Annotated in this window: 16 protein-coding genes (1 of these 16 only partly in view); 9 read left to right on the top strand and 7 right to left on the bottom strand. The window is 64.2% G+C overall.

Going from position 1 to position 17,032, the window contains the following annotated elements; all coding sequences use genetic code 11:
* Positions 1 to 47: 47 nt before the first annotated feature.
* The 5 genes from ACSHT2_RS24110 to ACSHT2_RS24090 form a co-directional block, all read right to left on the bottom strand.
* Positions 48 to 1,175 carry an acyl-CoA dehydrogenase family protein gene (locus ACSHT2_RS24110; RefSeq protein WP_440636957.1) on the bottom strand — a complete coding sequence of 376 codons (1,128 nt, stop codon included), beginning with the start codon at positions 1,173 to 1,175 and terminating at the stop codon, positions 48 to 50.
* 157 nt (positions 1,176 to 1,332) lie between these two features.
* The gene (locus ACSHT2_RS24105; RefSeq protein WP_440636956.1) at positions 1,333 to 3,204 is read right to left on the bottom strand and encodes an AMP-binding protein; all 1,872 of its coding nucleotides are present in this window, start codon (positions 3,202 to 3,204) and stop codon (positions 1,333 to 1,335) included.
* 43 nt (positions 3,205 to 3,247) lie between these two features.
* On the bottom strand, positions 3,248 to 4,054 hold the full coding sequence (locus ACSHT2_RS24100; RefSeq protein WP_440636955.1) for an enoyl-CoA hydratase/isomerase family protein: 807 nt from the start codon (positions 4,052 to 4,054) through the stop codon (positions 3,248 to 3,250).
* Positions 4,055 to 4,240: 186 nt separating this feature from the next.
* On the bottom strand, positions 4,241 to 4,999 hold the full coding sequence (locus ACSHT2_RS24095; RefSeq protein ID WP_024337318.1) for an SDR family NAD(P)-dependent oxidoreductase: 759 nt from the start codon (positions 4,997 to 4,999) through the stop codon (positions 4,241 to 4,243).
* Between the two features lie 52 nt (positions 5,000 to 5,051).
* Positions 5,052 to 5,654 (bottom strand): TetR family transcriptional regulator, encoded by a 603-nt coding sequence (locus tag ACSHT2_RS24090; RefSeq protein ID WP_035707126.1) that lies wholly within the window; start codon positions 5,652 to 5,654, stop codon positions 5,052 to 5,054.
* Positions 5,655 to 5,865: 211 nt separating this feature from the next.
* Here ACSHT2_RS24090 and ACSHT2_RS24085 point away from each other — a divergent pair, with 211 nt between their 5' ends.
* Both ACSHT2_RS24085 and ACSHT2_RS24080 read left to right on the top strand, forming a co-directional pair.
* Positions 5,866 to 7,038 carry an acetyl-CoA C-acetyltransferase gene (locus ACSHT2_RS24085; RefSeq protein ID WP_319339181.1) on the top strand — a complete coding sequence of 391 codons (1,173 nt, stop codon included), beginning with the start codon at positions 5,866 to 5,868 and terminating at the stop codon, positions 7,036 to 7,038.
* 116 nt (positions 7,039 to 7,154) lie between these two features.
* Positions 7,155 to 8,699 carry an acyl-CoA synthetase gene (locus ACSHT2_RS24080; RefSeq protein WP_440636954.1) on the top strand — a complete coding sequence of 515 codons (1,545 nt, stop codon included), beginning with the start codon at positions 7,155 to 7,157 and terminating at the stop codon, positions 8,697 to 8,699.
* Positions 8,700 to 8,769: 70 nt separating this feature from the next.
* Here the strand turns inward: ACSHT2_RS24080 and ACSHT2_RS24075 are convergent, their stop codons facing one another.
* Complete coding sequence (locus tag ACSHT2_RS24075) at positions 8,770 to 9,312, bottom strand: methylated-DNA--[protein]-cysteine S-methyltransferase (RefSeq protein ID WP_440636952.1); 543 nt, start codon at positions 9,310 to 9,312, stop codon at positions 8,770 to 8,772.
* A 133-nt stretch (positions 9,313 to 9,445) separates the two neighbouring features.
* Between ACSHT2_RS24075 and ACSHT2_RS24070 the strand changes: the two genes are divergently transcribed.
* From ACSHT2_RS24070 to ACSHT2_RS24045, 6 genes are all read left to right on the top strand, one after another.
* The gene (locus tag ACSHT2_RS24070) at positions 9,446 to 10,264 is read left to right on the top strand and encodes an alpha/beta fold hydrolase (RefSeq protein ID WP_440636951.1); all 819 of its coding nucleotides are present in this window, start codon (positions 9,446 to 9,448) and stop codon (positions 10,262 to 10,264) included.
* Between the two features lie 3 nt (positions 10,265 to 10,267).
* Positions 10,268 to 11,080: an alpha/beta fold hydrolase gene (locus ACSHT2_RS24065; RefSeq protein ID WP_440636950.1), complete on the top strand. Its 813-nt coding sequence runs from the start codon at positions 10,268 to 10,270 to the stop codon at positions 11,078 to 11,080.
* A 185-nt stretch (positions 11,081 to 11,265) separates the two neighbouring features.
* Entirely contained in the window at positions 11,266 to 11,943 is a 678-nt protein-coding gene (locus ACSHT2_RS24060; protein WP_440636949.1) for a GntR family transcriptional regulator, read from the top strand.
* 132 nt (positions 11,944 to 12,075) lie between these two features.
* On the top strand, positions 12,076 to 12,876 hold the full coding sequence (locus ACSHT2_RS24055) for a phytanoyl-CoA dioxygenase family protein (protein ID WP_440636948.1): 801 nt from the start codon (positions 12,076 to 12,078) through the stop codon (positions 12,874 to 12,876).
* 156 nt (positions 12,877 to 13,032) lie between these two features.
* Complete coding sequence (locus tag ACSHT2_RS24050) at positions 13,033 to 14,346, top strand: NAD(P)H-dependent oxidoreductase (protein WP_440636947.1); 1,314 nt, start codon at positions 13,033 to 13,035, stop codon at positions 14,344 to 14,346.
* A gap of 180 nt (positions 14,347 to 14,526) precedes the next feature.
* The gene (locus ACSHT2_RS24045) at positions 14,527 to 15,615 is read left to right on the top strand and encodes a TRAP transporter substrate-binding protein (RefSeq protein ID WP_440636946.1); all 1,089 of its coding nucleotides are present in this window, start codon (positions 14,527 to 14,529) and stop codon (positions 15,613 to 15,615) included.
* A 456-nt stretch (positions 15,616 to 16,071) separates the two neighbouring features.
* Here ACSHT2_RS24045 and ACSHT2_RS24040 read toward each other — a convergent pair whose 3' ends face one another.
* On the bottom strand, positions 16,072 to 16,668 hold the full coding sequence (locus tag ACSHT2_RS24040; protein ID WP_440636945.1) for a hypothetical protein: 597 nt from the start codon (positions 16,666 to 16,668) through the stop codon (positions 16,072 to 16,074).
* A 214-nt stretch (positions 16,669 to 16,882) separates the two neighbouring features.
* On the opposite strand from ACSHT2_RS24040, the gene ACSHT2_RS24035 reads away from it, so the two are divergent.
* Positions 16,883 to 17,032, top strand: the 5' end (the start) of a protein-coding gene (locus tag ACSHT2_RS24035) for a DUF2199 domain-containing protein (RefSeq protein WP_440636944.1). 357 nt of this gene lie beyond the right edge of the window; 150 of the gene's 507 nt are visible here — the first part of the coding sequence; it begins with the start codon at positions 16,883 to 16,885; the stop codon falls past the right edge of the window.

Raw genomic sequence — 17,032 nt, 5'->3', positions numbered from 1 at the left:
GGATTCCGGGTTCGGCGCTATCGCGCCGCCCCGGAATGACGACAACATCAAGCCGCGTTCTTCTTGCGCATGCGGTCGATCAACTGGTCTTCCCAATAGGACAGGCTACCAAGCCCCAGCGCCATCACATTGGCGCGGCGGTAGTACATGTGGCAGTCGAACTCCCAGGTGAAACCCATGCCGCCGTGAACCTGGATGTTGTTCTTGGCGCAGTGCTGGAACGCCTGCGTCGCGCTGATGCGCGCCGCGGCCGCTGCCTCCGGCAGCTCGGCTGCGTTGGTCGAGAGCGCCCAGGCGCCGTAATAACTGTTGGAGCGCGCCAGCGTCGCCGAGACGTACATGTCGGCCAGCATGTGCTTGACCGCCTGGAAGGAGCCGATCTGCCGGCCGAAGGCGATGCGGTCGAGCGCGTAGTCGCGGCCCATCTCCAGGGCGCGATCAGCACCACCGACCTGCTCGAACGCGCACAGCACCGCGGCGCGGTCGAGCACCTGGGTAAGAATGCTCCAGCCCTCGCCCGCGGCGCCGAGCGGCTCCGCCTTGCATTCCCTGAAGGCGATCTCGGCCTGCCCGCGGGTCGGATCGAGATTGGTGAGGCTTTTCACCTCGACGCCGCCGGCCTTGAGATCGACCAGGAACAGCGAGACGTCATTCTCGCGCCCGCTCGATCCCGTGCGCGCGGCAACCACCGCGAAATCGGCGATTGCCCCGTCGGCAACCGGCTTCTTGACACCATTGAGCACGCCGTTCGCTGCGGCAAGCTGGACGTTCTTCGGCGACGGATTGCCCTTGCCCTCGAACAGCGCGAGCGTGCCGATCGCCTCTCCCGAGGCGATCGCCGGCAACCATTTCTTCTTTTGCGCCTCGCTGCCGGCGAGCAGCAGCGCTTCGGCGGCAAGATACACGGTCGAGGAGAACGGTACCGGCGCGTTGGCCCGGCCCATTTCCTCCGCAATCACGCAGAGCTCGAGATGGCCGGCACCCGCACCGCCGAACTCCTCGGGAATTGCGACGCCGAGAAAGCCCATCTCGGCAAGACCCTTCCACAGCTCCTTGTCGTAAGGCGCCTTGCCATCGAGCACGACGCGCACCGCCTTGGGCGGACACTTCTCAGTGAGGAACTTGCGCGCCTGGTCGCGGAGCTGCTTCTGGTCGTCGGAAAAATCGAAGTTCATGGCGGGCTACCTTTGTTCATTGTCGTTCGAGGCCGTCATTCCGGGGCGCGACAACGTCGCGAGCCCGGAATCCATTTCGCCGGGCGTATGTCGCCCGATGGATTCCGGGTTCGCGCTACGCGCGCCCCGGAATGACAGTGGTGAGAGAATTGCGCGTTCATCGCAGCACAATCACATCCTGATCCGGCCGGTCGGCATAGAGCCGCTCCACCAGCTCCGCGCGGCGCTCGAGGCCGGCGCGCTGGTTGATATAGCCTTTGTCCGTGAGCTCATTGCCGTCGATTGAAGGCGGCTCGACCATCAGCATCGCGCGCGCAATGATGCGGCTGCTGGCGCCCTCGCATTCCCGGTTGTGCGCTTCCAGCCCGCGCCTGAAGCAGGCAATCACCTCGGGATGCCTCACCGCATCGGCAAAGCTCAAATCGGGATTGCCGACGAGCTGGCGGCAGGCGTGCAAATTGGGCCAGGCCAAGAGGCCGATGTAGGCGCGATCCTGTCCCGCGACCAGCGCGTCGTGCACCACAGGCGATGCTGCGGCGATCGCGTCGGTGCGGAGCGAGCCGACATGCACGAAAGTGCCGGTGGTGAGCTTGAAGTCTTCCACCACGCGGCCGGCGAAGATGATGCCTTGCACCGGGTTGGAATCGTCGACGAAGATGCCGGCATCGCCGATGCAATAGAACCCCTCCTCGTCGAACATCTTCTTCGTCAGCTCCGGCTGGCCGAAATAGCCCGGCGTGACGTTGACGCCGCGCAGGCGCAATTCGTATTTCGAGCCGCACGGCACCATCTTCAATTCGACGCCGGGGAACGGCAGCCCGATCAGGCCGACGCGCTCGGTATCCCAATAGGTGCCGGTCGAGGTCGGCGCCGTCTCGGTCGAGCCCCAGCCGGTGTAGAACACGATGCGCTCGCCGGTGGTCTTCACCGCAAGCGCCTGCATGCGCTCGTAGAGATCGTCAGGCAGACGCGCGCCGCCATAGGCCATGATCGAGAGGTTCTTGAAGAAGGAGCGGCAGAGTGCATCATCCTTCTCCATGGCGGCGGCGAGCGCGGCATAGCCGGCCGGCACGTTGGCGTAATAGGTCGGCGAGATCTCGCGCAAATTCCGCAGCGTCTCCTCGAACTGGCCCGGCATCGGCCGGCCATCGTCGATATAGAGCGTGCCGCCATCGACCAGGATCGGGTGAAACGCCGCATTGCCGCCCATGGTGTGGTTCCAGGGCATCCAGTCCAGCATGGTCGAGATCGGACCGCTCGGGTCGCGTGGACGAACCTGCATCATCATCGCCGCATTGGCGCACATCATCTCCTGCGTGTTGATGACGGCCTTGGGCATGCCGGTCGAGCCTGACGTGAACAGCAGCTTGCCGACGGTCTGCGGCGTGATCTGTACAATCGACGCTTCGACATCGGCCGTCACCGGCGTTGCCGCGAGCTCGGCAAAGCTGACGCTCTTGATGCCGTCGCAGGGTCGCGCGACGTGAACCACGGTGACGCCGGTGAGATCGAGCGCGTTCAGCGCCTTCTCGAAGATCGGGCCGTCCTGCACCATCACGACAGCCGGCTTGATCAGGTCGAACAGGTATTTCAGCTTGACGTGATCGTGGCTCATCAGCGAGTACGCCGGCGAAACCGGCGCAGCGGGCGAGCGCGCTTGCATCGCGGCCTGCGTCATCAGCGCGTGCTCGATCGAATTGCCGGAGAGAATCGCGACCGGACGTCCCTCGAGCTTGAGATTGAGCAAGCCTTGCGTCAGCGCATCCACGGTGCGCTTGGCTTCGCCATAAGACACCTTGCGCCATTCGCGGTTGGGCCCGCCGCGCTGCGCGAGCCAGATGCGCTCGGGCGCTTCCTCCGCCCATTTCGCCAGCGAAGCCGGGATGTGCGTCTCGTAAGCTTGCAGCGGAATGCGCGACTTCAGCACCACCGTGCCGCCATCGCGACGCTCGACATCGATGTCGCGCGCGAGCCACGCGACCTTGCGAAAGGCGGGCCTCGTCATCACCGCCGCCGCGCTTCCACTCATTTTGCGTCTCCCGGAATTACTGTCCTTTGCGGATCTTCGTCGTTCAGCGCTTGATATAGACAGGCTTTCGCTTCTCAAGGAAGGCCCTGATGCCTTCCGAAAACTCTTCCGAGCGGCTGCACAGGACCTGGTTGCGATCTTCCATCGCGATCGCAGCTTCCAGCGATCCGGCATCGACGCTCATGTTGAGACATTCCTTGGACAGGCGCAGGCCCACGGGCGAAGCCGTCATCATCGCCTCGACATAAGGCGCAGCCGCGTCGTCGAGCCTGTCCTCCTCAACGATTTCCGAGACGAGCCCGACCGCGAGCGCTCGCTCGGCGCCGATGAAGCGTCCGGTGAGGATCAGTTCCGATGCCACGGAGACGCCGACCAGCCGCGGCAGAAAATAGCTGGTGCCGATGTCGCAGCCGCCGAGGCCGAGCTTGATGAAGGCGCAGTTCATCCGCGTCGATCGCGTCGCGATGCGGATGTCGGAGGCGAGCGCCAGTGCAAAGCCGCCGCCGGCTGCCGCGCCCTGCACCAGCGCCAGGATCGGCTGCGGACAACGGCGCATCAGCATCACGATGTCGGCGATGCGTCGCTGCGAATCCAGCGACTCCGTAACGCCGGGTGGTTCCTGCTGCCCGGCATGGCGCGCCATCGCGGCCTTAAGGTCGAGGCCGGCACAGAAGTTCTTGCCGGCGCCCTTCAGCACGACGACGCGCGTGTCGCGATTGCGCTGAAGACCCTGAAAGTAGTCGTTGAGCGCATCGATCAGCGCAGGATCGAGCGCATTGAGACTGTCAGGTCGATTGAGCGTCACCCGGTCGACGCCGTCGTCATGCTCGATCAGCAACGGTTGGGACATGGGGCGCTCCTGCTCACCGGCGTTGGCGGTGCCGAATGCTGAGCCCTCTCCCCTTGTGGGAGAGGGCATGTACGTCGCTAGCCAGGAATTCGCTTGGGTGAGGGGTCTGTCTCCGCGGATAGAGCCCCCTCATCCGGCGCGCTACGCGCGCCACCTTCTCCCACAAGGAGAGAAGGAAGAAGTACGCTACCGCGGCGCCATGCGGATGGCGCCGTCGAGACGGATGGTCTCGCCGTTGAGCATCGGGTTCTCGACGATGTGCACGGCGAGCATGCCGTATTCGTTGGCGTCGCCGAGACGCGAGGGGTGCGGCACCTGGGCGCCCAGGCTCTTGCGTGCCTCTTCGTTCAGGCCCATCAGCAGCGGCGTGAAGAACAGGCCGGGCGCGATGGTGTTGACGCGGATCTTCTGGCTGGCGAGATCGCGCGCGGCCGGAAGCGTGAGGCCGACGACGCCGCCCTTCGAGGCCGAATAGGCGATCTGGCCGATCTGGCCTTCGTAAGCGGCCACTGAGGCGGTATTGATGATGACGCCCCGCTCTTCGCCAATGGGCTCCGCAGTGACGAGGCGTTCGGCGAACAGACGCAGGCAGTTGAAGGTGCCGATCAAATTGACGTTGATGATGCGCGCGAACTTCTCCAGCGGATAGACGCCGTCGCGGCCGACGATACGCTGCGAGCCGCCGATGCCGGCGCAGTTCATCAGCACGCGCGCGACGCCGTGCGCGGCTTCCGCCTTGGCGATCGCGGCCTTGATCTGCTCCTCGCTGGTGACGTCGGCGTGAAGCGCGACACCCTTCACTTCAGCGGCAACCTTCTCGGCGTTTTCCTTGCTCTGGTCGATCACGCCGATTTTGGCGCCCTTGGCAGCCATGGCGCGCGCGGTCGCGGCACCAAGACCCGAACCACCGCCGGTGATGAGAACGGCAACGTCTTTCAACTGCATCGCTTGTACCTTTCCTTGGGCGTTTCTTCTCTGGACTTGGGAATTCGGCCGATTATCCGGCCGCGGCAGCTTCCTCGGCTTGCGTGAGGATGCCGCCGCAGATCAGCGTTTCCATATGCTTGATGTATTGCCGGCAGACATCATCGGTGACCGGGCCGACGCCGGTCGCGCGGGACATCGCATGCCGGCCGAAGAACAGATGATCGCAGGCGCCGATCAGGCTGGTGTAGAACAGCACCGGATCGGTCTGGCGGAATTCGCCGCGGCTGACGCCTTCGGCGAGCAGGCGGCGGTGGAAGTCGAGCAGCGGGGCGACGAAGAACTTCGAGACTTCATCGGCGGAGCCCGCGCTGGTCTCGTGCAGCAGATAGTGGATCAGCCGGTTCATGTAGGGGAACCGGTGATAGGCGCGGATGATGCCGGCGATATGCAGCTTCAGCTTCGCCGTCGACGTGATCGGCTGCGCCAGCAGATATTCGAGGTTCGACATCTCGGTCGCAGCATCCCGTGCGAGCAGCGCCAGCAAGAGGCCGTCCTTGTTGCCGAAGTGATATTTGACCAGCGCGGCGTTGGCGCCGGACTTCTGCGCGATATCGGAGAGCGAGATCTCGATCGAGGAGCGCTCGATCATCAGCTCGCTCGCGGCCACCAGCAATTTCTCTGCCGTGGAATTTTTCCCGCCGGGGAGCCTGTTCGGTACGCTGGTAGCCACGGAGATCCCTGTTTTCGCCGCTTGAAGCGGAGCGCAGATAAGCCCAAGCAGCGCCTCGTCACAAGAGTTAATTGATCGATTGACTAAATGATCTCCCGTCCCTTAAATCCGATCCCGACAACCAACTCAGTCAAGAATTCAGGGAGAGACCGACATGGCCGAGGCTTATATCGTCGCCGCTGCGCGCACCGCGGGCGGGCGCAAGGGGGGCCGTCTCGCCGGCTGGCATCCGGCCGATCTCGCCGCGAAAGTGCTGGACGAACTGGTCGATCGCACCAAGGTCGACCCCGCCTTGGTCGAGGATGTGATCATGGGCTGCGTGATGCAGGTGGGCGAGCAGTCCAACAACGTCGCGCGCAACGCGGTGATGGCGTCAAAGCTGCCGGAGAGCGTGCCGGGCACCTCGATCGACCGCCAGTGCGGCTCCTCGCAGCAGGCACTGCACTTCGCCGCTCAAGCCGTGATGTCCGGTGCGATGGACGTCGTGATCGCGGCCGGCGTGGAATCGATGACGCGGGTTCCGATGGGCCTGTCCTCGCAGCTTCCGGCCAAGAACGGTTTTGGCAATTACAAGAGCCCGGGCATCGAGAAGAAGTACCCGAACATCGTGTTCAGCCAGTTCACCGGCGCGGAGATGATGGCCGAGAAGTACGGCCTCTCGAAGGATGAACTCGACGAGTACTCCTACAACAGCCACCAGCGCGCGATCGCGGCGACGCAGGCCGGTCACTTCAAGAAAGAGATCGTGCCGCTCGAGATTACCCGCGCCGACGGCAGCAAGGACACCCACCATATCGACGAGGGCATCCGCTTCGACGTCAGCCTCGACGGCATCAAGGGCGTCAAGCTGATCGCCGAGAACGGCAGGCTCTCCGCCGCCAGCGCCAGCCAGATCTGCGACGGCGCCTCCGGCGTGATGGTCGTGAACGAGCGCGGCCTGAAGCAACTCGGCGTCAAGCCGCTCGCGCGCGTCCACCACATGACCATGACCGGCGGCGATCCCGTCATCATGCTGGACGCGCCGCTGCACGCCACCAAGCGCGCGCTTGAGAAGGCCGGCATGAAGATTGGCGACATCGACCTGTTCGAGGTCAACGAGGCCTTCGCCTCGGTGCCGACCGCATGGCTGAAAAACACCGGCGCCGATCCGGAGCGTCTCAACGTCAATGGCGGCGCCATCGCGCTCGGTCACCCCCTCGGCGGCTCCGGCACCAAGCTGATGACAACGCTGGTCCACGCCCTGCACCAGCGCGGCAAGCGCTACGGCCTGCAGACCATGTGCGAAGGCGGCGGCATGGCCAACGTGACGATCGTGGAACGACTGTAAAAAAACAAAAGCGAGTAGTGAGTGGCGAGTAGCGAATGGTGAGTAGGCGAAGAACGGTTTGCCCTTCTTCCCTATTCGCCACTCGCTACTCGCCATTCGCGTTTTGAGGAAACGCCATGACCCATCCGTCTATCCATGCCCGCACCACGCCCGACAAGATCGCCTACCAGATGGCCGGGACCGGCAAGGCGATCACCTATCGCGAGCTCGACGAGCTCTCCAATCAGGGTGCGCAGCTATTCCGCTCGCTCGGCCTGAAGGCCGGCGATCACATCGCGCTGTTGATGGAGAACCGCCTCGCCTTCATGGAGATCTGCTGGGCGGCACAGCGCAGCGGGCTCTATTACACAGCCATCAGCCGCTATCTGAAACAGGACGAGATCGACTACATCATCAAGGATTGCGGCGCCAAGGTCGTCATCACCACGCCGAAATGCGCCGACCAGATCAAGAGCCTGATCAAGGGCGCACCCAGCGAGCCGATCTTCTACATGATGGACGAGCCGCTGCCCGGCTTCCGTTCCTACGACAAGGAAGCGGGCGCGCAGCCGACCACGCCGATCGCCGACGAGGTCGCCGGCTACGACATGCTCTATTCGTCGGGCACCACCGGCCGGCCCAAAGGCATCAAGAAGGCCTTCGAGGGCAACAGGATCGACGTGCCGAACGCCTTCCTGCGCGTGCTCTGCGCAGATATGTGCGGCATGAACGCGGATAGCACCTATCTCTCGCCGGCGCCGCTCTATCACGCCGCCCCCCTGCGCTTCAACATGATGGCGATCGTGCTCGGCGGTACCTCCATCATCATGGAGCACTTTGACGCCGAAGAATTCCTGAAGCTGGTCGAGAAATACAAGGTCACGCAGTCGCAGCTGGTGCCGACCATGTTCGTGCGCATGCTGAAGCTGCCGGACGAGGTGCGGACGAAGTACAATGTTTCCACGCTTAAGGGTGCGATCCACGCCGCCGCGCCCTGTCCCATCGACGTCAAGGCAAAGATGATCGAATGGTGGGGCCCGATCCTCATCGAGTACTATGCGGGCTCGGAAGGCAACGGCGTCACCGTCTGTAACTCGCAACAATGGCTGGAGCATCGCGGCAGCGTCGGCCGCGCCGTGGTCGGCAAGATCAAGATTCTGGATGAGAACGACGAGGAGCAGCCGACAGGCGAAATCGGAACGGTCTATTTCGCCGACGCGCCCGCCTTCACCTATCACAACGACCCCGAGAAGACGAAGAACGCCTACAACGCCAAGGGATGGTCGACCCTCGGCGATGTCGGCTATCTCGACAAGGATGGCTTCCTCTATCTCACCGACCGCAAGTCCTACATGATCATCTCGGGCGGGGTGAACATCTACCCGCAGGAGACCGAGGACGTGTTGATCACGCATCCGGAGGTCGCCGACGTCGCCGTGTTCGGCGTGCCGAACGAAGAGATGGGCGAGGAAGTGAAGGCCGTGGTGCAGCCGCACGACACGACGCGCGCCGGCAAGGCGCTGGAGGCCGATCTGATCGCCTACTGCAAGAGCCGCCTCTCCGCGATCAAATGCCCACGCTCGATCGACTTCGAAGCCGAGCTGCCGCGCACGCCCACGGGCAAGCTGGTGAAGCGGCATCTGCGCGACAAATACTGGCCGAAGACGGCGACGAGGGTTTAGGGGGTGATCTCGTGTCCCGGACGCGGTGCAGCGCGCAGCGGTGCACCGCAGAGGGGACGATCAACATCCCTCAATCGAACAAACTCGGCGTGTGGTTCACCAGCGCGCCTTCGATCTCGAGCATCTTCAGCTTCGTCACCACCCCGCCATTGGCCGAGAAGCCGCCGGGCTTGTTGCCGGCCGCCAGCACGCGATGGCAGGGCACGACAATCGGGCACGGATTGTGGCCGAGCGCCTGGCCGACGTCGCGCGACAGCTGGACGCCGCCGAGCTGCTTGGCGATGTCGCCATAGGTGATCGTCTTGCCGGGCGGAATGGTGCGGGCGATGTCGTAGACGCCGCGGTTGAATTCGGGAACGCCGTCGAGGTCGAGCGGGATGTCGGTGAGATCATCCGGCTCGCCGGCGAGCAGTTTCGTGATGCGGTCGATCGCCTGCTGCACCTCGGCGGTCGGCTCGGCTTCACTGGCATCGGCGTGGCGCTGGTGGATGCGGGTGCGGATCTTCTGCTCGCCACCCATCGGCAATTGCGTGCCGTTGATGCCGCGCGGGCCCCAGGCGATGGCGCACAGGCCGATCCGGGTGTCGAACAGGGCAAAATGCTGGTCGGTCATGGCTAGGTTCCTAGCTTGCTTCCGTTGCAGGCCCCCACTTTGATGTCGTGCCAAATCTAGGCTTGGAAATAGTTGCGATCCACCCGGTTTCCGGGAATCTTGCACAGGAGTTCCAACCCATCGCGAGCCCGGAATGCAAAGCCTCCACGTCAACGGATACGACATGCCCTATCTCGACGTGGGCGAAGACAGAAGCCGTCCGCCTCTGGTCTGCGTGCACGGTTCGCTCAACGACTTCCGTGTCTGGGGCTGCGTGCTCGGGCCGCTGTCGCAGCGACATCGGGTGATCGCCGTCAGCCTGCGGCACTTCTTCCCCGAGCGATGGGACGGCCTCGGTGACACCTATTCGATCGCCCAGCATGTCGACGACATCATCGCCTTCATCGACAAGATCGACCTCGGCCCGGTCGACCTGATGGGCCATTCCCGCGGCGGGCATATCTGCTTCCGCGTGGCGCAGCGGCGGCCGGACCTGCTCCGGCGGCTGATCCTGGCCGAGCCTGGCGGCGAGCTCGATGCGAGCCTCGATCCGGATTACGTCGGCGGCCCCTCGCCGCTGCTGGCGCGCTTCACGGCTTCCGCAGAGAAGATCGCAGCCGGCGACGTCGATGGCGGTCTCGCCGTCTTCGTCGACACGCTGGAGGGGCCCGGCACCTGGCCGCGACTGCCGGCGATGGTGAAGCAGAATCTGCGCGACAACGCCATGACGCTGATCGGCCAGGTCCGCGACAACCGCCCGCCGTTCTCGAAGGCGGATGCGGAATCCATCAAGATGCCGACGCTGTTCATCCTGGGCGCACGGACCAAAGGCCTGCTGCCGAAAGTACTGCACGCGCTGGCCGCGCATGTGCCCTATTCGAAGACGGCGATCATCCCGAACACGACGCATCCGATGTTCGAGCAGGCGCCGCGGAAATATTCGGAACTGGTGCTGGATTTCCTGGCGAGCTGACACATGCAGACAATTCGCGTCAACGGCTACGACATGGCCTATCTGGAAGTCGGAAGCGGCCACCCGCTGGTCTGCGTGCACGGCACGCTCGGGGACTTCCGCACCTGGTATTCGGTGCTGGGCCCGCTGTCGAAAGCACACCGGGTGATCTCGGTGAGCCTGCGGCATTTCTTCCCCGAGCATTGGGATGCGGTCGGCGACGACTACAAGATGGCGCAGCATGTTGCCGACGTGATCGCTTTCATCGAGCAGGTTGAGCCTGCGCCGGTCGATCTGATGGGCCATTCGCGTGGCGGGCATATCGCCTTTCGCGTGGCGCAGGCGAGGCCTGATCTGTTGCGCAAGCTGGTGCTGGCCGAGCCCGGCGGCGATCTCGACGCATCCCTGCCGGTGCCGGAAGGCACGCCCGCGCATCCGCCGCTGGCGGCTCGCACCGTGCGATCGGTCGAGATGATCCGCGCCGGCGACATCGAGGGCGCGCTGCAGAATTTTTACGAAGGCATCGAGGGCGACGGCTCCTGGCGGCGCGTGCCCGCCGCGGCCAAGCAGCAACTTCGCGACAACGCGCTCACCTTCATCGGCCAGATCAACGAGCAGCGCCGGCCCTACACGCTCAGCGATGCGCAGGCGATCAGGACGCCGACGCTGCTGATCGGCGGCGGCGCCACCGCCGGCAGCCTGTCGGTGATGTGGCGCGTGCTGGCCGCGCACATCGCGGGCAGCAAGACGGCGGTGATCGAGAATGCCGGCCATTGGATGTTCGAACAGGCGCCGCTGGGGTTCGGCGAAGTCGTGAACAGGTTCCTGGCGGAGTAGGGGGGCTGCCACCTCCAAACTTCGAAAACAACCCCATGCACAGTAGACGGACCTAGCGATATCAATGGGTTAGAATGGCCCCATAGGCCGCTTTGGATGGGACCTCGAAGTCCGCCTTGACGCCTCTCCCCTCCCGGCATACCGTCCAATATGGAATTCCGTATTCCGTACAAGGAGTCGCCGGCGTGATCCCTCTCGACCCGCTCCCGAACCTGATCGACCAGGTCTATGACCGGATTCTGGAAGCGATCTCCGATCGCACGCTGCGCCCCGGCCAGCGTATCCGTCAGAACGAGCTCGCCGACAGGCTCGGCGTGTCGCGCCAGCCGGTATCGCATGCGTTGCATCTGTTGCACCGCCAGGGCCTGGTCGCCGAAAGCGGCCGCCGGGGTTTTGAAGTCACCCAGCTCGATCCCGCGCGCATCCGCCAGCTCTATGAGGTCCGCGGCGCCATCGACGCGCTGGCGGCCCGGCTCGCCGCATTGCGCGCAGGCACTGACGCGGCCGGACGCGCGCGCCTGGACGCGGCGCTTGCCGCCGGACGCCGCAGCGACCGCAACACGACGCTGGCCGAGCTCATCGTGCTCGATGTCGACTTCCACCGCGCGATCTATCAGCTCGCCGGCAATCCCGTGATCGAGGAAACGATCGCACCACAATGGCCGCATATGCGGCGCTCGATGGCGACGGTGCTGTCCGAGCTCGATTATCGCGACAGCGCCTGGGCCGAACATGCCGACATCGCCGGACGCATTCTCGCCGGTGACGCGAACGGAGCCGAACGCGCGGCGCTGGCGCATGCGCAGACGGCGGGACGGATGACTGAGGAAAGGTTGAGGGCAACGCAGGAGGCGGCGGCGTAGCGGCAGGCGCCGTCATGCCCGGCCTTGTGCCGGGCATCCACGTTCTTTCTTGACGAGCCGCAAGAACGGGGATGGCCGGGTCAAGCCCGGCCATGACGAGAAAGAGAACAAATCAAAACAGGAGGACGACCCATGAGACTGTCTCAGGAGCAATTGGAGTTCTTCCACCGCGAGGGATGGCTGTTCCTGCCCGAATTGTTCAGCCAGGAGGAGGTCGATCTGCTCGCGCGCGAGGCGGTCGGCATCTACGACGCCGACCGGCCGGAGGTCTGGCGCGAGAAGAGCGGTGCGCCGCGCACGGCCTTTGCCGCACATCTCTACAACGAGGCCTTTGGCATTCTGGGCGCGCATCCGCGCATGATCGAGCCGGTCGAGCAGGTGTTCGGCGAGCCCGTCTACATGCACCAGTTCAAGATCAACGCGAAATCGGCCTTCACGGGCGACGTCTGGCAGTGGCATCAGGACTACGGCACCTGGAAGCGGGACGACGGCATGCCGGAGCCGCGCGCGATGAACATCGCGATCTTCCTCGACGAGGTGATGCCGATCAACGGCCCGCTGATGCTGGTGCCGCGCAGCCAGAATGCCGGCGATCTCGAAGCCTCACATGACCTCGCCACCACCTCCTATCCGCTCTGGACGCTGGACGAGGACACCGTGACCCGCCTCGTCAAGCAGGGCGGCATCGTGGCGCCCACAGGCAAGCCAGGCGGCATGCTGATGTTCCACGGCAATCTCGTGCATGGGTCTGCCGGCAACATCACGCCCTACCCGCGCAAGATCGTGTACCTGACGCTGAACGCGGTCTCGAACTACATCCGCACACCGACACGGCCGGACTACATCGCGCATCGCGATTTTGCGCCGATCAAGACCGTGGACGACGACGCACTGCTGCGACTCGCCCGTGCGCAGCGGCAAGCGGCGGAGTAGGATGCTCTCGTGCCCCGGACGCAGCGCAGCACGTCAGTGATGCGCTGCTGGGCCGGGGCCCGTACCGCACGGATGGTTTTTCTCCGGATCCCGGCTCTGCGGAGCAGCGTTACACGCTGCACCGCGTCCGGGACACGATCATGATCGGGTGCCCCCATGAACCTCTTCCGCCTCCTCCAGGCCCGCGCCAGCGCCGGCAAGCCGGTCCGTGTCGCACTGATCGGCGCGGGCAAATTCGGCTCGATGTTTTTGGCGCAGGTACCGCACACGCCGGGGCTGGAAGTGCCCATCATCGTCGACATCGACCGCGACCGCGCGCGCGAGGCCTGCCGCACCGTCGGCTGGGATGCGGCGCGCATCGCAGCGACTGTCTTCACCGATGACGGCGCGCGCGCCATTGCCGGCGGCGCGATGGACGTGGTGGTGGAGGCGACCGGAAATCCCGCGGTCGGCATCAGGCATGCGCGCGCCGCGATCGCGGCGGGCAAGCATATCGTGATGGTGAATGTCGAGGCCGATGTTCTGGCAGGCCCCCTGCTCGCCGAGGAAGCGCGACGAGCGGGCGTCGTCTATTCGCTGGCCTATGGCGACCAGCCGGCGCTGACGGCAGAGATGGTGGATTGGGCGCGGGCGACCGGCTTTCACGTCGTCGCCGCCGGCAAAGGCACGAAATATCTGCCGGCCTATCACGACGTGACGCCCGATGGCGTCTGGCAGCATTACGGCCTGACTGCTGGCGAGGCGCAGTCGGCCGGCATGAATCCGCAGATGTTCAACTCCTTTCTCGACGGCACCAAATCGGCAATCGAGATGGCCGCGATTGCGAATGCCTGCGGCCTCGACGTGCCCACGGACGGCCTGCTGTTTCCGCCCTGCGGCGTCGACGACCTGCCACACATCATGCGGCCGCGCTCGCGCGGCGGCGTGCTGGAGCGGGCCGGCGTCGTCGAGGTCGTCTCCTCGCTCGAGCGCGACGGCCGGCCGGTATTTCGCGATCTGCGCTGGGGCGTCTATGTCGTGCTGGAGGCGCCGAACGATTATGCCGCCGACTGCTTCAGGCAATATGGCCTGAAAACCGACGCCAGCGGACGCTTCGCCGCGATGTACAAGCCCTACCATCTGATCGGGCTCGAGCTGAACATCTCGGTGTTGTCGACCGTGCTGTGGGGCGAACCGACCGGACAGGCCATCGGCTTCCGCGGCGATGTCGCAGCGGTGGCCAAGCGCAATCTGCGCACCGGGGAGATGCTCGACGGCGAAGGCGGCTACACGGTGTGGGGCAAGCTGGTACCGGCAGCTGCGAGCCTCAGGGCCGGCGCCCTGCCCATCGGACTCGCACATCGCGTGAAGCTGAAACATGACGTCGCACATGGCGCGGTGGTGCGCTGGAGCGACGTCGAATTCGACCCGGGCAACGAAACGGTGAAGACGCGCAAGGCCATGGAAGCCGCATTCGCAGCGCAGCATTGACCGGCTTGGCCATCGCACAACCAAAGCGCGCTTGATTTGCGGTTCCCCTTTGGTCATGCTGACTGCGATCCGGGAATACTGAATTTCGGACATTAGGAAACGTCGGCCACCGGCGAAGACGAAAGCGGCGCCAAGACCGCGATCCCTCGTCGAGGACACGACATCACAGGAGGGAAACGCATGGAACGTCGTAAATTCCTGACGGCAGGCGGATTGGGCCTGGCCGCGAGTGCCGTAGCTGCGCCGGCTATCGCGCAGTCGATGCCCGAGGTGAAATGGCGGCTGACGGCGAGTTGGCCGAAGTCGCTCGATACGCTCTATGGCGGCTGCGAATATTTCTGCAAGCGCGTCGCGGAGATCACGGACAACCGCTTTCAGATCCAGCCCTTTGCTGCCGGTGAGATCGTGCCGGGCCTGCAAGTGCTCGACGCTGTCTCGAACGGCACCGTCGAGATGGGCAACACTGCGCTCTATTACTATTGGGGCAAGAACCCGGCGTTCACCTTCGGCACGTCGCTGCCGTTCGGTCTCAACACGCGCCAGCACATCTCCTGGCTGTTGTGGAACGGCGGTCAGGACATGCTCAACGGTCTCTTGAAGGAGCACAATGCGATCGGCGTCCCCACAGGCTCGACCGGCGCGCAGATGGGCGGCTGGTTTCGCAAGGAGATCAAGACCGTCGATGATCTCAAGGGCCTGAAATTCCGCGTCGGCGGCTTCGCCGGCACCATCATCTCGAAGCTTGGCGGCGTGCCGCAGCAGATCGCGGCCGGCGACATCTACCCGGCGCTGGAGAAGGGGACGATCGACGCGGCGGAGTGGGTCGGGCCCTATGACGACGAGAAGCTCGGCTTCGTGAAGGTGGCGAAGTACTATTACTATCCCGGCTGGTGGGAAGGCACCGGTCAGGGCCACAACATCATGAACCTGGAGAAATGGAACGCGCTGCCGAAGCACTATCAGGCGGCGATCTCGACGGCATCGCTCGATACCTTCACCTGGGTGACCGGCAAGTACGACTCGGTCAATCCCCCCGCCCTCAAGCGGCTGCTCGCTGCCGGCGCAATCCTCAAGCCCTTCCCGCAGGAGGTACTCGAAGCCTGCTACGGCGCAGCGAACGAGATCTACGCCGATCTCGCCAAGAGCAACCCGCATTTCGGCAAGATGTATGCGAGCCTCACCGCCTTTCGCAGCGAGTCGCTCGCCTGGATGCAGGTGGCGGAGCTCAGCTTCGACACCTTCATGATGCGGATGCGGACGAGGACGTAGCTGCATCGCGCTGCAAGCGGCGAAACGACGAAAGCCCCGGAGATGTCTCCGGGGCTTTTTTGTCAGGCGGGGCCGCAATTTCCGAGTTGGCCGCAAGGTCGAGCCACTTCAATGGTGTCATCGCCCGGCTTGACCGGGCGATCCAGTATCCAGAGGCCGGCACTATAGAGCTCGCTCTCACCAAGTCCGGCGCGGCGTACTGGATGCTCCGGTCCCGGCTCCGCTAAAGCATGATCCGGAAAAGTGCGCAGCGGTTTTCTGAAAAGATCATGCCTAAACAACAACCTAAAGCGCGATGACGATTCATCCTAATCGCATCGCGCTTTAGGCTACGCCGGACCTACAACGGCGCTCGGCCGGCGAAGCTTTAGCGAAGACGGCAAGCCGGGGCATGACCGTGAGGAGTGTGTTGACGCAGAGCCATCCGCTGAGTGCAAGCGCCGAGACAGCTCGCGTTCAATTCTCCTCATCACCGAGCGCAGCGACCAGCTTGTCGTAGTACTTGCCGACGAGGTCGATGTTGCCCTTGTTCTCGATTGGCGGGGCAGGCGTCTTCAGCGCCTCGTTGAGCTCGTCGAGCGCTTCTTTCTTGTCTTTGGCCGGCATCTTCGTATCGGCCTCGATCTCCGCGATCTGCGCCTTGATGACGGCTTCGGGGCCGACATACTTCTTGGTCGCGGGATCGAAACCGCCGATCACAAGGCTGATGTTGTCCACGACGTTGTTGTAGTCGTCATAGCTGGCAAAGCCATGCTTCTTGGCGACCTCCTCGAGCTGCGCCATGACCTTCTGGTCGGGCGCCGTGTTCTCCGGAAGCTTCTCTGTGATGGCGTCCATGTCCTTCTGCGCAGCGAGCACGCCATCGAGCTGCTTGTCGGTCAGCGCAACCTGCTTCAACGCAGGCGCCTGCTGCTGCACCGGCGCAGCCGGCTGAGCGGGTGCAGCCTGCTGCTTGGCTTGCGCGAAAGCAGCGCCGGAGGAGGCGAACGAAGCCGCAGACAGAAGGCACGCAACGCTCAGCGCGGCGACGGCGGGACGAAGCAATGCTGGCATGTAGGTCTCCTCCTGAAGGGGATGGATGATTTTGGTGGCCGAAAGCTAGGGGCCACGAAGTGAACTGCGCATGAACTCCGCGCATCCCTGCTAGCGGCAGATCATGGCTGAATGATCACGACTCGGTGGGAGCCTGACGCCAGCCCTGCGCGACCAATCTGAGCGGGTTCTCTGATATCGTGCATGTCGATCGCGTCACGGAATGGTGAGACCGATGTTCCGCTTCAAGTGCACCTGCTGCGACGAGTGGCACGAAGGAATGCCCGGCTATTCGGCCGATGCGCCGCTGTATTTCCATTCGATTCCGGCCGAGGAACGCGACCCCCGCTGCTCGTTGGACGCAGACACCTGCATCGTCGATGAC

This window comes from Bradyrhizobium sp. PUT101 (assembly GCF_052043945.1).
In the GTDB taxonomy this organism is placed as follows: domain Bacteria; phylum Pseudomonadota; class Alphaproteobacteria; order Rhizobiales; family Xanthobacteraceae; genus Bradyrhizobium.
This window is presented reverse-complemented; position numbering and strand designations above follow the sequence as displayed.